The sequence below is a fragment of the Alteromonas sp. AMM-1 genome, assembly GCF_047290655.1.
In the GTDB taxonomy this organism is placed as follows: Bacteria; Pseudomonadota; Gammaproteobacteria; order Enterobacterales; family Alteromonadaceae; genus Alteromonas; species Alteromonas mangrovi.
The window spans coordinates 40,607-57,272 of record NZ_JBLBUE010000010.1 but is presented as its reverse complement, the minus strand read 5'-3'; the positions used below and the strand labels follow the sequence as shown (position 1 = coordinate 57,272).

The window sequence follows — 16,666 nt, the reverse complement described above, 5'->3', positions numbered from 1 at the left end:
TCGCTATGCGTCAAATTGCTTGTATTTTTCCATTCGGGTTACCACCTTTTTCAGGTAGTTCCTGGTTTCTTGTGCCGGTAAATGCGTAAGCAGAAAATCATACACATCATCGGGTGCCATTTGATTAATGGCATCTACCGCAGCACTGATACTTTTGGTTCCGGTAAATGTTCTGGCAACATTACCCACACCGGTGTTGTAGCTTGCAACAGCGCAGTAAAAACGTGCGGTAGGATCGCTTATTTTGCGCAAATAACGATGGGTTAACAGGTGAAAATACGCCGAGCCGAGTTTGAGGTTATTTTCCTCGTTAAATAAATAATCGGCGCTAACGATTTTCTTTTCGCCATGTACGAATAAATGCGCGTCCAGTCCGGCAGTTTTAGGTACCAACTGCATTAAACCAAATGCGGGAATAGGTGACACCGCACGCGGATTAAAGCTTGATTCGGTTTCGATGATCGCCATAATCACCGACACGGGCACGTCGTACTGCTCTGCATAATCCTTGATTTCGTTGAAGTACTGCCCAAATAGTTTTTCCTGGTAGTCGTTAACGAACGCGATACGCAGTTGCAGGCGTGTTTGTCCGTTTTCTTCAATCACATCCACAACGGGCACGGCTGGCGCTGTACTTTTGGGTTGGGGTGTTGCAGCAACCTTCGTATCCTGAGCTGGCAACTGATTGATTCGTGAACCTGCCTCTTTTTCTTGTTTCACCGCTTCTGGCTTGCTTTCCACTCCTGCTGGATTTACCGGACCGGCTAATGCGCTAATAGCACTAAGTTGCTTGCTTTGCGTGACAGTATTGCTCTGTTTAGCGACTGGTTGCTTCGTTTCGGCTTCGGCTTCGGCTTCGGCTTCGGCTTCGGCTATTTTGGCAGCCAGTTGCTCATTAAGGTTCGCCAGATCGGAATCAATCTTAACCGGTAACACCGTTTGTATAGACGATTCTGTTGATGGAATAATCTCATTGGTTGGCTCTGTCACTTGCGCCACTTCTTCGATAACAGCCTGACGCAACACATCCTGCGCGTCCAGTTGCTCCGGAGTAGCCGTCGCAATAGATCCCGACATGGCCATTAGCTCTGCTAGTTTTTCCTGTACATTTGAGCCTGGCTCAATGATGGTTTCCACCACCAGTTCGCCTTTATCGAAATCGGCAATAGCCCTGCTTGTCATAGAGGCGTTGTAGGTTACCCAACGGTGACGGTCGGGCAAGGCACCATCCGGCCACTTAACTTCAATGCGTTTAGTTAAACCTTTGAAGGCTTTATCGATAGCTTTGTCTACGGCGTTGTATATGTCGTCTATTCGCTGCGCCTGGGTGTTAAATTCAAGGTCCATTTGCGCGCTGACTTCATCAAAATCATCTACCGACTGTGCAGATACAACACCAACACCGCTCACAGTGAGCGCCAGTAGCGAAACGACTAATTTAGTTTTGATTCGCCGCATTACTAATGGCCTCTAGACTTTCCTTTTGCTTGCAGATTTCAGCTTCGTTGGTTAAACAAATCCCCAATGTCACTTCCGCTACCCAGGTACCTTCTGATTCATACACTTTCTCATCCACCACAACTGTTCCCTGAAGCCAGGTTTTCACGCGCGTGGCAATAATGTCGCTGCGAACTTCGTATTCTTCAACCGTCGATCCTGCGCGAATTTCGATACCTTTAACCTGCTCAGATAACTGACGTTGCGCATCCAACTGGGCTGCGCGCTTGGCTAGCATACGGGCCTGGGCATTTGTTTTGGCCATAGCAGGATCAATAGTGCCAAACCCCAGTGCAGTAACCACGCCAGGCAACGAGTCCTGTGCCTGAGCCATTCCAACACACCCCAACAGTACCGCAGCAGTTATCAATTTACGCATCATGGTTGAATACCTTTCTTTTTGAGAACTTCGTCGTAAACGCTGTTCACCAGGTCAATTTCAACCCCTTCACGAACTGAATCCATCAGTTGGTCTACAACATCTACTTTAAAGGCACCCGACAGTAAAAACTGACGGATACTCAGCAATTCGCGTTTGCATGCAATCGGCGCGTGCACAATGGTGGAATCAATAGAATTCACTTTTAAATATAATTTTGCTTTCGCTACCACACAGGCGCGGTAATTATCCCGCAGCGTACCCAATTCCTTTGATTCGCTTACTTTTTTAATTGCCGACAACTCGTTGGCAATGGCGCCCGACCCCGTTACCAACAGCATGCTGGCGCAGATTGCCGTTGCCATGCCTCGCAACTTCCTTAACATAATCATTTATTGGCCTCCTCTGGCCACAGCAGTAGTGGTGATTTCCACCGATGAAGAGGGATTACCTTCGAGTTCGTCGTTATCAATTGCGCTAACGCGATAGCAGTAACTTCTGCCGCCTGACACATCCGCATCCACATAAGAGGTATTTTTCACGCTAGCCAGCTTTCTGAGGCTGCTACAACCCGACCCGCGATACACCTGGTACACACCAATATCAGACTCGGGATTGGCCTGCCAGTTGAGTACCACATTCGGTATGGATTCTGACGCAACCAGCCCCTCTACTCTTGCAGGCACGGGTTTAGTTTGCGCTACCACCGAGGCCGAAGCCGGACCAATTGCGTCATATTGATTATAGGCGACAATCTGGTACTCGTACTCAGTGCCGTCTTTCAGCTTCTTAAAGAAATTGCCTTCGTCTGCATATGAGCTTCGGGTGCGGCTGTCCAGCGTGTCCAACAGGTCGAAGCTGCTGCCGTCCTTGCGATAAATTTTATAGCCTTTTACGTCCGGGTCAGTAAGGGGCACCCAACTAAGCACGACTTTCTTCACTTCGCCACTGACAGCCTGAAATTGATCAGGCGGCATAGGTACAGGCTTGGTAGTTGCACTTACAATATTGGATTGTTCTGTTTCGGTATCGCCATCAACTGCGGTAATCACATAGTCATAGGTGACACCGTCGGCAAGGTTGCGTCGGTCGTCATCGCTAAACTCAGTGATAGACGGCGTAGTAATATTTTTTATTAACTTCCAGCTTGCACTACCTTGCAACCGACGATAAATGCGGTAACCGTCGATGTTGCGATGTTGACTCCACGACAAATCCGTTCTGCGCAGTCCGCCTTCGGCGGTAACTTGCAGTGCAATAGTATCGGGGCTCTTAGCAACAGCATAATCTGAGGGGTCGCTCAGCAGACCGTCCTTGTCTTCGGCAACCACGTAATAGGACGTCTGCGCATAAGGTTTTAAATCACTGTCGGCAAACTGTGTCTCACTGGCCGGCACCGTTGCTAATTGTTGCCAGCTCCCATTGTTCCAGCGCCGGTACAAACGGTACTGTTTAATGTCGATTTCGTTAGAAGGCTCCCAGCTAACCAGTATGCTGCTGGCCTGCACGGTTAACACCGGACTGCCAGCCTGATCCGGACGAGGTTTAGTGACCGCAGTTTGTGTTTCAGAAACAACCCCGACCCCACCAAATTTATTGGTAGCAACCACCAGGTAATGGTACTCCTGCCCATCCTGGAGAGGCTTGCTGTTATCAACGCCATCAACAAACTGCGTTTTGGTTCTGCCACTCACATCAGCCAGTTCATCCAGTAAAGTCTCGGGTGTCAGTGATCCCTGAGTACGGAAAATACGATAACCCGTAACATCGTTGTCAGGCACTTCAGACCAGAGCAAGTGTACGGATTTCACTCCTCCTGATGCCGTAAACTCAGCAGGGGCAGGCAATTTCTTTGTGTTTTTTTGTACAATATTAGTTCGAGCGGATTCAGATAGTCTGTCGTACAGGGTAATGGCGTATTCGTAAGTAATGCCGTCTCCAAGTCCCTTGGTGTCAGTGTATTGCCCGCCGTGTCCTGCAGCAACTTCGGCTACTGGTGCCCAGTTTGCAGAGCCTGCCTCACGTCGATATACCTTTACACCATATTCACTTGCCGTTGGTTGCCAGGCAAGGCCCACTTCACGCGTTAATTCCGCTTCATTTACCGTTAGCGTAACAGAGGGGGCACTGGTGATTTGAATGGGTGATGACTTCGCACTTTCCTTGCCACTAACGGTGAGCGTGGTGACTGCAAATTCGTATTGTTTGTCTGCTTCCAGAATATTTACCGCGGTTACCGAATAATTAATCTTACCGGTGTCTTCCACTTTTACTGCAAGTTGCCACTCACCGCCCGATTCGCGGTAGTACACCTGGTAGGCTGCGGTTTTCTCTTTGTTAGCAATAGAGGGTACAAAGTCGAGCGCCACGCCATTAACAAAGATCTGATGTGACAATATGGCCGGAGCGGAAACATCGGTGGCCACTTCTGCTTTCGAAATGCTGGCCCGGGCGAGCATGCCCCCGTCAATTTCGTCACCCGATTCAAGAATAATGTCCAACCGGTAAAAATAGGTGCCGCTTTGTGGAACCCGGTTATCCACGTATTTGGCTTCGGTTGTGCTTTCCACAAACTCAAACGGGCCGGATTCAGATTCTCCGCGATACAGGTTGTAGTAGAACACCGGACCAAGCTCTACCGTTGTCCATTCCAGTAATACCTGCTCGCCTTTAATTGTGCTTCGGAATTGTGTTAAAGAGGATGCTGCTGAAGAAGTGTCGGGTTTAACCGATTGCGCTTTGCGAATTCGTCGTTCCAGTGATTCAACAATCTCTGCCGCTCTGGAAACCAACTCACCCTGGGTCAGAAAGCTTTCCTGCCAGATAGACGCTTCTCTGGAATTGCTCACATCAACCAGTTTGAAATCGACAATAATCGTGGCGCGTTTAATGTCGATGGTGCCGGTAAGAATAAAGTTAACACCTAAATCATTACCGTAAGTGATCACTTTATCGGTATCGGCGACTTGCGCACCGCCAATCCGATAAAGTCCTTCTTCCATTTGACGGCGAGATAGCAGCTGGTAAGTTTGCGTGCGTTCCAACTCCTTGCGCATCGAAAACAACAGGTCACCATCCAGCCCGATTGCATCTATGCTGGCTGGCGTTAAATTAAATAACGCCAGACTGGTTTTACCCTGAACAACAGCTGGGATGCATAACATCACCAGCACAAGTAACCTGTTAATCACTCTGCGCATATCCCTCGCCTACTGCTTAGTTTTTAAACTGATAAGTATCGATAATTTGCTCAATATACCCATCAATTTTTGATGAAATGGGTGAATTAATATTTGATTTCACTTTTTCATCAAACATGGCGTTGATAAATTGTTCCAGCGCAGCGAGTGGCTCTTTACGTCTCAGCAGGAATTCCTCACCTTGCTCAAAGTAACCAACCTCGCGGTTGCGCAGCGGTTGCAATACTTTACGCGACAGGTCTTCTACCACCTGATCTGCCATCATTTGCAGCATTTCTGTGTCGGTAGCAATTTCCAGTGGATCGTAAGGTACATTGGCGTCTTTTACGCCATCATTACCTTCGTCTTCTTTTACCAGGCGTGAGCGAATGGTATCTACACTTACGTTCTGGCCTGTAGAAACATCAACAATCCGGTAAGAAATTTCAATAAAGCCCACTTTTTTGGCTTTGGTTACGGTGTACTCTTTTTCTGCGTATACCGGCACCATGATTTTGGCCTGTGGAGCAGACTGCAAATCTTCTTTCTTAGGATTCGGATTCAGTGCCTGCCAGTTCAGGAAGTCAATGTTGTCCTGAATTTCCTGACCAACCTGATAACGCACAGTTTCGGCGCTCTCAGAGCGAGTTTGATCTACTTTGAACAGCAGTACGGAACCCATAATTGCCACATCGATACCGTACAAACGGCCCATTTCCTTGGCCGTATCCTCTGATACCACACCAATCTGGCCCAGCTTCATCTCTTCCAGAATCGATTTTAAGTTTTCACGCTCAAGTATATTGATATCCTTGCTTGCGTTGTTAAACAGGTTGGAAATCAGTTTACCTGCAATTAAACCACCAGCGTCCATGTTATAAGACGGACTTTTGAAATCGAATACCGCAATCGACTTCACCACGCGTTCACGGATTTTGTCCTGTACATCACGTGATTTTTCAAACAAACCGTCCATTAACGGGTCCAGTTTGCCAATCAGCTCATACATGTACCAGGCTACACCGTAATTCCCGTTATCCAGGTATTCCAACGCAATGTCTTCTGCCTTGGAAACAACTGCATTGCGCAGTGCTACAGCACGCGCCGGTAATGCACCGCCCGTTGCTTCATCAATCTGAACGGCCAACATTACTGCGCGGGCAATGTATCCCTGTTGGAGCAAGCGCGTACCTTCCAGTACTTTCTCGTCTACCTGCTTCTCAACGGCTGTCACTTTCCATGAGCGGCAGTCCTGATCGTCACCCGACAAGGCAAGTACCTTGTTACAGGCAAACTCTACCTGCGCCCAATTCTGAACATCCATCGACTCTGCCGCCAGGCTCTTGAAGAATATTGGCGTATTCTTTGAGTCTGCATCGTCTGCCATCTTTTTAGCGATGGCATTCGTTGGATCCAGCATATTAGCTTTGCGGGCAGCCAGTTTCGCTTCTTCAAATTCATAGTTTACAAACGCTTTCTTCGCTTGTAACAGGTAATCACGCGTACCTTCGGTTTTAATACGCGATGCCAGTGGTACCGATGCTTCAAAGTTCGGATACAGCTTCTGAACCTGTTGCAACGTTAAGTTCGCGCGAACCCAATCCTGGCGATCAATCAGCGCCAGCGCTTCAGAGTATTTCTCTTTCACTTCGTCAATCAGCGCGGTTCTGGATGTAGTGATCGTACTTTCCAGTTCGGCAATGGCGGGCAAACCTGAGGAGAACTTTTTCGCTTCATTTACCAGCGATTCAGCTTTTTCAATAGCATTAATGTCTACACTCGCACCATTAAGCAACGTTTGCGCCTGGCTCAGCAAGTCCTGGGTGGCCTTCAACCGCATACTGCTCAATTGCGCAGCGTACTGCTTGTTATCAGGTTCCTTAGCAATAGCCTGCTGCAAGTACGCAATGGCTTCTGCGTAGTTACCGGCTGCCGCCAATTGTTGAGATACGTCAAACTCTTTCTTTCCCTTGCCCGTTGATTGACACCCTGCTAGGGCTGACAATACCAGAGCGGCCAGTACATACCGTCTCATTGTTTATCCTCAAACTTTGGTTGCGGTGATTTTATTTCCAGACACGCCAAGAATGGTCATTTGGTGACGCTGGGCAATTTGGCTTGCCAACAACTCTTCGTAAAGCTGTTCGGTCCACCCTTTGTAGCTAATTACCAGATGTGCAACACCATTGGCGATGGTTGATACTTCAATTTGTTCCACTGCCGGCATGGCATCCTGGAGTGCTGCTTTCACCTGATTGGCAGTTTCCAGTGATTCAACGCCTTCAATGTCTAAAAATATGTTGCGCGCCTGTACCTGTTCGAGGTGCCAGAACTTAATAAGCTGCTTGCGCAATTGTGGCCATTCTTTGCGGATAATGTCAGCAGACAATTTGCTGAAAATACTGTTGGATTTTACCCCAGGTTTACTCGCACTCTTGACGCCGGCGGCCAGCACCTGATTGTCGCCCACGCGGGTAATTTTCATACCCAGCGTCAGCTCATTGGCATTAATTTGCATGCCCTGAAATTCATCAGGTTTAATTTGCGCATCAACGGTTAAGTTCACGGCAAATCCTGCATACACAGGTTCGGATTCGTCAAACACCTGGAAACCGTCACGTAATAAACGCTCTACCATCTCATTACGCACATTTTGCGCAACAATTTCATTTTCAGAGGTATCGTCGATCACTACGGTAATGCGAGGCATTTTAGTCCAGCCCATAGAGGCCTGGATTTGTGCAACTTTATCTACCAGTGCGTTTACCCGAACATCTGCCTGAATAACCACTTCGTACACGCCGTTGTCCCCGGGGCCGTCGTACATGATTTTATATTCGTCGATCTGGCCAGCGGTGCTGGAGTAGATTTGGTCTTTACCTAAAAGGTAGTTGTTCACATCGGTGCGCGAGCGAACAAAGGTTCCTACAACCTGCTCCACCGCTGCGCGTTTGGCGTTTTCCAGCGCAACCTTGCGCGCTTCAACCATGTTGCCTTCAGTAAATTCACTGATCCCTTTGGCTTCCACCAGTTTCGCAGATACAACTGAACTAAACCCGGCGCTTAACAAAGCACAGAGCGTGAATGCGACGCGAAAAAAACGGCCTACGCTTCCATTGCACACTAACATGGTGTCTCCAATTACCAACTTTTAAACCACAAGTGGTAAATATAATCCAATTGTTGGGTTATTGCACTAATACAACTCGTTCATCGCAGTTTATCCAGATTTCACCCGTATTGTCTCCACCAAAAGTACCTTTTTAAGGATTTTTATCGCGAGTTAACTGTATTAACGTAAAACAATTTACAAACCAATAACAAAATCACATCGACAACTGTTCCTACCTGTTGCCAAATCGCGTCATATTCAGACAAAAGCGCAAAATTTTGCGTGTATATATTCAACAAAGGTTTATTATCATTATTGAATACACACGTTTAACGGCCAAGCTGTAAGGCGGAGTTTGCCCGGTAGAAGGCAACTGCCATTGGTCATCAAACCCAAAAGGAAACAGGCATGCAAAGTGATTCCACTGGTATCTGGTATTTTGAGTGTCAGGTAGCCGAACTGGAGAGTTACTTACTGTCGCTACAGCGTCGGTCGGTTATCTATCCAGACGAATGTGAGTTTCTTCTTCAGCACAAAAACGAACTGCAAGCCACTTCCAATCAGAACACCCGCGGCGTTGTGCCCTTGTGCCATCGCTGTGTTACGTTGATTCAAAAAGATAACCTGATAGAGATCATCGTTAACCGGGAACAGGAAAAAATCGATCACGTCACACAATTACCCCTGCGTGTGGCCCTTTTGAGACAGATAGAAATCTGGTATCAGACATCGCCCAATGCGATTACCGGGATTTGCTTAGTAGAGCTGGACGGGTTTAGCAACATTAACGATACCGTTGGCCATGCCACCGGCGATTCCATTCTGTTTGAAATTGCGCGCCGTCTTGAACGATACAATAGCCACAAGTTTAAGTTGGTGAGACTGCATGGCGATGAATTTGCCCTGGCGGTTACCAATATGAGCAGCCACGAAGAGATTTGGGGCGTATCGAAATGGATAGGTGACCAGTTTGAAGCCCCCTTTAATACACAAAAAGGCGCGGTTTTCCTTACCCCTTCAATAGGTATGTCGCTGAATATTAATACCAATGGCGAACCTGTATCGTTGCTCGAATGTGCCTATGTAGCGTTAAATCATGCGAAGAGCGATCCGCTTACCCGGGAAAAATTGTTTAACCCGCAGCACGAACAGAAAATAATCCGCCAGGTATTGCTTGAATCCCAGCTAAATCAGGCACTTGACGATGAAACCGATCTGGAAATCTGGTATCAGCCCAAGCAAAGTCTGCACAATATGCACATCAGTGGCCTGGAAGCGTTGATCCGCTGGCGCCACCCCAACGACGGTTTGATATCCCCCGGGGAATTTATTCCGCTGGCAGAACGCACTGGACTGATATGCAAAGTGACCGATTTTGTGGTTAAGCAGGTCGCCAGAGATCTGCCCACCTTGCGAAAGCAAGGCTTTGAAGGAATGATGTCGATAAACATTTCTGCCAATGATTTCTTGCGGCCCAATGTTGTTCAGGCGCTGCTCGACATTATTACCGAACAGCAAATCAGTACGTCCGATATTGAGTTAGAAATAACAGAAGGCGCGTTCATCAGTGATTTTGACCACTGTATCCTACTGTTAAACTCATTGAAAGAAGCAGGGTTTGCGTTGTCAATTGACGATTTTGGCACCGGCTACAGTTCGCTGAGTTATCTGACTAAACTACCGGTAGACACGGTAAAAATTGATATGAGTTTTGTTCGCGAACTCGCCGCGTCGAAGCAAGCCAGAAAAGTGTACAAAGGGATGATTGATATTTGTAAAGCGCTCGACTTTAAAGTGCTTGCCGAGGGCGTCGATCACGACGACCAGCGTGCAGTGTTAAAAGACATCGGCTGCGACAGTATTCAGGGATACCTGCTGAGCAAACCTTTGCCACTGGATGCACTGGTTGGCTACCTGCTGGCAACCTGCAACAAAACACCTGATACGGAATGACGGGGCGCCCGTCATTCACAATTTTACTACACGGCCATTACACGGCTTCTACAATACGTAAAGCTGCCTTACCAGCCCAACGACAGCACCACCAGCCTGTCGGGACATCCCGGTGTATTCACTCTGCACCAGCAGTATAATACACACGCTCATTACAAGGACTTGTTTCCCTTTGTGTAATACCAGGTCCTGGTTATCTTTATTGACTATACGCTTAAGGCTTATGAAAAACGCATCACACAGTGTTTTCGAAGATGTTTTCGCTTTACTTTGCGCGGGATTATTTGTCGCGTTTGGTATTTTCCTGTTCCAGTCTCAGGAACTCATGGTAGGCGGTGCTGCGGGATTAGCACTGCTGGGTACCTATGCTTTTCCAGTTGAATTTGGCGTGTTGTTCTTCCTGGTTAATCTGCCGTTTTATTATTTAGCGTGGCATCAAATCAGCAAGCGGTTCATGATCAATACGTTTATTTCGGTTACCACAGTTTCGTTATTTTCAGAGTGGGTTCCCCGTTTTGTTAACCTGTCTATGATCGACCCATTTTTTGCCGCTATTTTCGGAGGCATATTAATTGGTGTAGGTATGCTGATCATGTTTCGCCATAGTTCCAGTTTAGGTGGCCTGGGCATTCTGGCGTTTTACTTACAAAGCCGGTTTAACATTCGTGCCGGTACCTTTCAGCTTTGTGCCGATTCGGTCATTCTGAGCGTGTCTTTTTTGTTTATCGACACGCACCTGGTACTTATTTCGATACTGGCAGCGTTTTGCCTGAACATGGTGATCTCGCTTAACCACCGCCCAGAACGTTATACCTTGCCACAAGTCGCCAAGCCTGCCGAGCAGCCAGCACAACCCAACACTACCGAAGTAGACCACTTACATCCACAGAATGGTTAGCTATAGCGATTATCGAGCGCGGGTTATTTAACCAGCGCGTCCTGATCAGCGCACACAGTAGATTGGGACGCTTGTAACGTTCTCGCGTAAAACATCGCTCCCCATTCTGCAGAGTGCAGCGGCTGAATCAGTCGCTTCTGTATGTCTGTATTGAGCAATGGCGTCCATTTTTCAGCCAAACCGCCCAGAAAAACCAGTTTCAGCGACGCATCGGTCAACGCACTTTTTGCAAGGGCATTCAGGTATTCTGCACCGCTTTGTAGGAGTTGCCTGGCTTGCTCATCGTGTTTCGCAAGCGCAAACAGCCCCGGCGCCAGTTGAGCAAACTCACCGGGTTGCCCCTGATTTAAACGGTCAACAATATCGGTAGCAGACTGACACTGATAAAATCCCGTTACCAAAGTGTATATTCCAGGTGCTTCAACAATAGCGTCGGCGTGCAACAGCGCTTGCTGCACTGCCTGTCTGCCGAGCCAGGCTCCGCTGGCCTGATCGCCTAACTGGAAACCGTATCCCCCCACTTGTTTTACGCGAAAGTCTCCGTTGACGTTACACAGAGTAGCAGCACAAGAACCCGTACCCGCGATCATAACGGCACCGTCCTGACCGCCATGGGCGCCTAATAATGCAATTTGCAGATCAGACGTAAACACAAAGTTGCCAAACGGATGCTGCCACTGCGAAAGCAATTGTCGTGACGACGGCAAAAATGCACCCGCAAGTCCTGCACATACTGTTGAAGATGTACTCACTTCATCAAATTCCAGCCCAGCCTGAGCAACGGCCGCTTTTACTGCATCCAGCATGGCGTCAAGCGCAAGCGCCTTATACCTGGCAATGTTTGCCGGACCACCGAGCCCTTCAGCCAACGCATCGCCCTGCTCACTAAAAAGCACAGCCCGGCACTTGGTGCCGCCACCGTCAATCCCAACCCAATACTGTTGTTTACTGTTTGTCATGTCGTTAACCCAACACGATATCTAAAAACATCATTGCAACGAACCCTATTATGAGACTAAACGTCGCCACGTTTTGATTGCCATTCTGGTGCGTCTCCGGAATGATTTCATCGGAGATAATGAATAACATTGCCCCTGCCGAAAATGCCAACGCCCAAGGCATAACACTCGCGGTGCTACTTACTGCGATTGCACCTATTAACCCGCCAACTGGTTCAACCAATCCACTTGCCACGCCAATTGCGGCCGATTGGATTCGGCTGTAACCAACCGACATCAGGGCTACCGAAACCGCCAACCCTTCGGGTATATTCTGAATACCGATACCCACGGCCAGCGACAGGCCATTCGTTATTTCGCCACCCGCAAACCCCACGCCCACTGCCAGTCCTTCCGGAAAATTATGCAATGTAATGGCAATCACAAACAGCCATATTCTTGCTAATTTTTTTCCTTCAGCCCCTTCCCGACCGGTCACGAAATGCTCGTGTGGCACAGCCTGGTGAATAAAAAACAGCAATAACGCTCCACTGATCACACCTGCACCGGCTATCAGTGCCCCCGCCATTTCGCTGGCATACTGTTCAGTGCCGTACTCAATGGCAGGCAATAACAACGAAAAAAACGTCGCTGCCAGCATGATTCCTGCTGCCAGGCTCAGCAACCCGTCCTCCAGGCGTCTTGACAGCGTTTGTATAAAGAACACTCCAACACTGCCTACGGCCGTCCCCAGACTTGCACATGTGCTGGCGATCAAACCCGCAAGAATGACGTGTTGTACGTCCATGGGGATTGCGGACATGGTTACTATGCGCCTTCGCTAATTTGTTCCAGTACTCTGGGTACACGGGTAGATACCCGGGTAGTCAGTTCATAACTGATTGTGCCCGCCCAAGCGGCCACTTCGTCAACCGGCAACTGACGCCCCCATAATTCCACTTTGTCCTGCAATGACACCTCTGGAATATCGGTTACATCTACCGTGATCATGTCCATGGAAACCCTGCCGGCCAGGGCTGCCCGATGTCCGTTCACAATGACCGGCGTACCGCTTGGGCAGTGGCGTGGGTAACCGTCAGCGTAGCCAATGCCTACGGTTGCAATCACGCTGTCTCTGTCGGCAAACCAGGTCTGGCTGTAACCTACCGATTCGCCTTTTTTTATCCTGTGCAAACCAATCACTTCAGCCTGAAGTGTCATGGCAGCTTCCAGCGACAGTGCTTTGGCCGTTTCGTTAGCCAATGGTGTCGCACCGTACATGCCTATTCCAAGCCGACACCATGCGCCACTGGTTTCAGGATGCGCAAGGGTTGCAGCGGAATTAGCCATACACACCGGCAAACCGGAATTCACTGCGATCTGATTAAACTGCTCAATTTGCTGCGCATTAAACGGATTATCCGGTTCATCAGCACACGCAAAATGCGTGACCAGCACACAGGGCTGCTCAGTTAACCAGGAATTTTCGGCCAGCACTCTGGCTGCTTCCTGCACGGAAAATCCTAAACGGTGCATTCCGGAATCAACCTTGAGCCAAATGACGGGTCTGTGTTGGGGGGGTAACTCAGATAACCATTCCAGTTGCACCTGGTTGTGCACAACCAGAATACAATTGCTGGATTTGGCCACTACACAGTCCTGCTTGTCATGCGGTCCTTCCAACACAACAACCGGTTGTGTGATACCGGCCTCCCGCAACGGGTGAACCTCATCACATATCGCCACAGCAAAGCACTCACAGCGATCGCGTAAAGCACTTGCAACGTTAACCGCACCATGCCCATACGCATCAGCTTTAATAACCGCAATAGCCCGAGAAGGCAACGATGGCTGAAGCCTGGAAAAATTAGCCTGTAGCGCCTTAGGATGAATTATGGCGCGGGTTTGTCTGCTCAACTAACTGACTCTCTTTAACGAACGCAAATCATACAATACACTGACTGCATTAATTAATAAATTCTTAATTTGAAATGTTCACAGAATAATATATTCTAGACTGAGACTGTGCGTAATAATCACTGATATTATTGCAAAGCAGTAACATAACAATGATGCAGTTAACGCTGTTTACAGCATCATAACTCAGCCAGCCAATAGCGATAAAGTGGATACATGCTAACCCAATATACCAGTATCGATCTGTTGCTCTTTATCCTATACGGATTATTACTTGCCGTAAGCGGTTGGTATTTTAATCGAAAAACCACTACAACCAGCGATTATTTTCTGGGTGGACACGTTATGCCGGTTTGGATGGTTGCCATATCGGTACTGGCCACCTCGCAGTCTGCTGCGACGTTTTTGGGCGGCCCCGACCAGGGATACCGCGGAGATCTGACGTATTTAGCCACTAACATCGGGGCTTTTATTGCCGCGTTTTTCGTTGCCCGCTTTTTAATCCCGCGCTTTTACGCCCTAAAGGCCTTTACCGTTTACGAACTACTGGAAAATCGATTCGGTGAGCCCGCGAAACAACAAGCCGGGCTGATGTATTTATTCGGCCGTGTATTCGCAAGCGGTGCCAGGCTCTACATGGCAGCACTGGCCGTGGCGATGATTATCTTTGGCAATATAAATGCCTCCAGTGTGATATCAGCCACCCTAATCATTAGTGTTATCGGCCTGGTGTATAGTATTTACGGGGGCATTCGCACCGTTATCTACAGCGATGTCATGCAGGCTATTACCTATGTGAGCGCTGCAATTGCGGTTATTGTTGCGCTGTGGCTGGCGATACCCGCCGATTTCAGCACGGTGCTCGAGGCCCTTCAGCATCCCAGCGATGGTCAGTCTAAACTACTACTTTTTGACACACGACTGGATGTTGGCCCTGGTGGCGTATTCACCTTGTTGTCGGTATTCACTGGTTTTGTTCTGCTGAACATTGCCGCCTTTGGCCTGGATCAGGACATGACGCAGCGGGTACTCACCTGCAAAAATGCCCAGGAAGGAGCACGGGCGATGCTGCTTTCGGTAGTTATGGTGATCCCGGTTATGCTGCTATTCATCATTATTGGCTTGTTGTTGTATATCTACTATCAGCGACCTGACATAATGAGTACCGGCTCGGGTGCGCCAGTACCTGAATTCGCTGGCGAACAGGTGACTATTTTTATGTATTATGTGCTCACCGATTTACCAGCTGGGCTAAAAGGGCTGGTTACCATTGGAATACTTGCTGCGGCGCTTTCTACTCTCAATTCCGGGCTCAATTCCATGTCGAGTGTATTGATTCAGGATTTGTACCGGCCCTGGAAATTAAAGCAGCACGATTCTTGTGCAGAAGAGCACTTTGTTAGCGCAGGCCGGGTAGCAATGGCGATAGTGGCGTTGGCATTAGCGCTTATGGCGTGTTTGTGCTATTACTGGCAACAGTATTCAGATACGCCACTGTTGCAGTTTGCGCTTGGGGTGATGGTTTTCTCTTACAGCGGATTACTTGGCGTGTACTTTGTTACGCTGTTTACCCAGCGTGGAAGTCCTGCCTCAGTATTAACCGCTCTGATTATTGGTTTTATCATCCCTCTGCTGCTACAACCTTATATAATGGAATGGTATTTGCCTGAATCTATGCGTTTCTCGCTGGGATTTACGTGGCAACTGGTAATAGGCACACTGATTGCCGGTGTAGTGTGTGCGGTCGGAAGACCGTCTGGCAAAACATGGCAGGAGGCCAGCGTACAATGACACGTACGAACGGTATTTTATGTTTCGGACAGGCGCAATCAAGCGTTAATAATTATGCTCATGACTAATAAAAACTCAGCAACGCTACTGGAACAACTCAACAAGATTGTCTCTGAAGGTCGCAATCCAAACACCATGGATATTGACCTGTTACCCACCATTTCGATACTTGAAAAAATTAATCAGGAAGATACGGGTGTCGCGGATGCGGTTCGCAAAACCATTCCGCATATTGCAAAAGCAGTTGATGCCATCGTGCCCCGCCTCCAGAACGGTGGTCGCCTGGTGTATCTGGGTGCAGGCACCAGCGGCAGACTCGGCATTCTGGATGCAGTAGAGTGCCGCCCCACATTTAGTGTGTCTGAATCTGTAGTGATTGGCATTATTGCCGGCGGCGACAGCGCCATTAAGCAAGCCATTGAAGGTGCAGAAGATAACACTGCACAGGGCGTGTTGGATCTGGAAACTATCCAGTTTAACAGCAAGGATGTACTGGTTGCCCTGTCTGCCAGTGGACGGACCCCCTATGCGATAGGCGCACTTGAACACGCCAACAAATTAGGCGCCGTTACCGTTACGGTTACCTGTAATCCTGGTTCACCCATGATGGAATGCGCGCAAATTGGCATCTGCCCTGTTGTTGGTCCGGAATGTATTACCGGTTCAACACGGATGAAATCAGGTACCGCGCAAAAGCTGATATTAAATATGCTGAGTACCGCCAGCATGATTCGACTGGGTAAAACCTACGAAAACCTGATGGTGGATGTCAATGCAACTAACCAAAAACTCAAAGCCAGAGCCATCCGCATTGTAATGCAAGCTACCGACTGCAATGAGCAGGTAGCCAGCGAAGCACTGATCGCGGCAAACAACCACGCCAAACTCGCTATTCTTATGATATTAACGGGTTTGGGCGCCGTTGAGGCAGAAACCATTTTAACTCAGAACAATGGCTTCCTAAGACAAGCCGTACAATCGCAATCTTAGCCCCATGCCCAA

13 protein-coding genes are annotated in these 16,666 nt (G+C 48.5%); 4 read left to right on the top strand and 9 right to left on the bottom strand.

Annotated features, from left to right (window positions below):
• Positions 1–3 precede the first annotated feature (3 nt).
• The 6 genes from ACLR2L_RS03895 to ACLR2L_RS03870 are packed head-to-tail and all read right to left on the bottom strand — an operon-like array spanning position 4 to position 8,185.
• On the bottom strand, positions 4–1,458 hold the full coding sequence (locus tag ACLR2L_RS03895; RefSeq protein ID WP_413365872.1) for a murein transglycosylase domain-containing protein: 1,455 nt from the start codon (positions 1,456–1,458) through the stop codon (positions 4–6).
• On the bottom strand, positions 1,439–1,879 hold the full coding sequence (locus ACLR2L_RS03890; RefSeq protein ID WP_413365870.1) for an LPP20 family lipoprotein: 441 nt from the start codon (positions 1,877–1,879) through the stop codon (positions 1,439–1,441). Before ACLR2L_RS03890 ends, ACLR2L_RS03895 begins: the two co-directional genes overlap by 20 nt.
• A complete protein-coding gene (locus tag ACLR2L_RS03885) occupies positions 1,876–2,268 on the bottom strand; it encodes a hypothetical protein (RefSeq protein ID WP_413365868.1) in 393 nt (130 codons plus the stop codon). Before ACLR2L_RS03885 ends, ACLR2L_RS03890 begins: the two co-directional genes overlap by 4 nt.
• Positions 2,269–5,076: a hypothetical protein gene (locus tag ACLR2L_RS03880; protein ID WP_413365866.1), complete on the bottom strand. Its 2,808-nt coding sequence runs from the start codon at positions 5,074–5,076 to the stop codon at positions 2,269–2,271.
• A gap of 16 nt (positions 5,077–5,092) precedes the next feature.
• Positions 5,093–7,090 (bottom strand): CsgG/HfaB family protein, encoded by a 1,998-nt coding sequence (locus ACLR2L_RS03875; RefSeq protein WP_140958097.1) that lies wholly within the window; start codon positions 7,088–7,090, stop codon positions 5,093–5,095.
• A 9-nt stretch (positions 7,091–7,099) separates the two neighbouring features.
• Positions 7,100–8,185 (bottom strand): hypothetical protein, encoded by a 1,086-nt coding sequence (locus ACLR2L_RS03870; RefSeq protein WP_413365863.1) that lies wholly within the window; start codon positions 8,183–8,185, stop codon positions 7,100–7,102.
• A gap of 390 nt (positions 8,186–8,575) precedes the next feature.
• On the opposite strand from ACLR2L_RS03870, the gene ACLR2L_RS03865 reads away from it, so the two are divergent.
• On the top strand, positions 8,576–10,120 hold the full coding sequence (locus ACLR2L_RS03865) for a putative bifunctional diguanylate cyclase/phosphodiesterase (protein WP_413365861.1): 1,545 nt from the start codon (positions 8,576–8,578) through the stop codon (positions 10,118–10,120).
• Positions 10,121–10,343: 223 nt separating this feature from the next.
• Positions 10,344–11,018, top strand: a complete 675-nt coding sequence (locus ACLR2L_RS03860; protein ID WP_413365859.1) for a YitT family protein — start codon at positions 10,344–10,346, stop codon at positions 11,016–11,018.
• Between the two features lie 23 nt (positions 11,019–11,041).
• Here ACLR2L_RS03860 and ACLR2L_RS03855 read toward each other — a convergent pair whose 3' ends face one another.
• From ACLR2L_RS03855 to alr, 3 genes are read right to left on the bottom strand one after another with little or no spacing between them, the layout of a single operon-like run.
• The gene (locus ACLR2L_RS03855) at positions 11,042–11,977 is read right to left on the bottom strand and encodes a BadF/BadG/BcrA/BcrD ATPase family protein (protein WP_413365857.1); all 936 of its coding nucleotides are present in this window, start codon (positions 11,975–11,977) and stop codon (positions 11,042–11,044) included.
• A gap of 4 nt (positions 11,978–11,981) precedes the next feature.
• The gene (locus tag ACLR2L_RS03850; protein ID WP_413365855.1) at positions 11,982–12,779 is read right to left on the bottom strand and encodes a ZIP family metal transporter; all 798 of its coding nucleotides are present in this window, start codon (positions 12,777–12,779) and stop codon (positions 11,982–11,984) included.
• 5 nt (positions 12,780–12,784) lie between these two features.
• Positions 12,785–13,873 carry an alanine racemase gene (alr, locus tag ACLR2L_RS03845; RefSeq protein WP_413365853.1) on the bottom strand — a complete coding sequence of 363 codons (1,089 nt, stop codon included), beginning with the start codon at positions 13,871–13,873 and terminating at the stop codon, positions 12,785–12,787.
• Between the two features lie 216 nt (positions 13,874–14,089).
• Between alr and ACLR2L_RS03840 the strand changes: the two genes are divergently transcribed.
• Together ACLR2L_RS03840 and murQ are read left to right on the top strand one after the other, a co-directional pair.
• On the top strand, positions 14,090–15,664 hold the full coding sequence (locus ACLR2L_RS03840) for a sodium:solute symporter (protein ID WP_413365851.1): 1,575 nt from the start codon (positions 14,090–14,092) through the stop codon (positions 15,662–15,664).
• 60 nt (positions 15,665–15,724) lie between these two features.
• Positions 15,725–16,654, top strand: coding sequence for an N-acetylmuramic acid 6-phosphate etherase (murQ, locus tag ACLR2L_RS03835; RefSeq protein WP_413365849.1), 930 nt, complete (start codon positions 15,725–15,727; stop codon positions 16,652–16,654).
• The last annotated feature ends 12 nt before the right edge of the window (positions 16,655–16,666 follow it).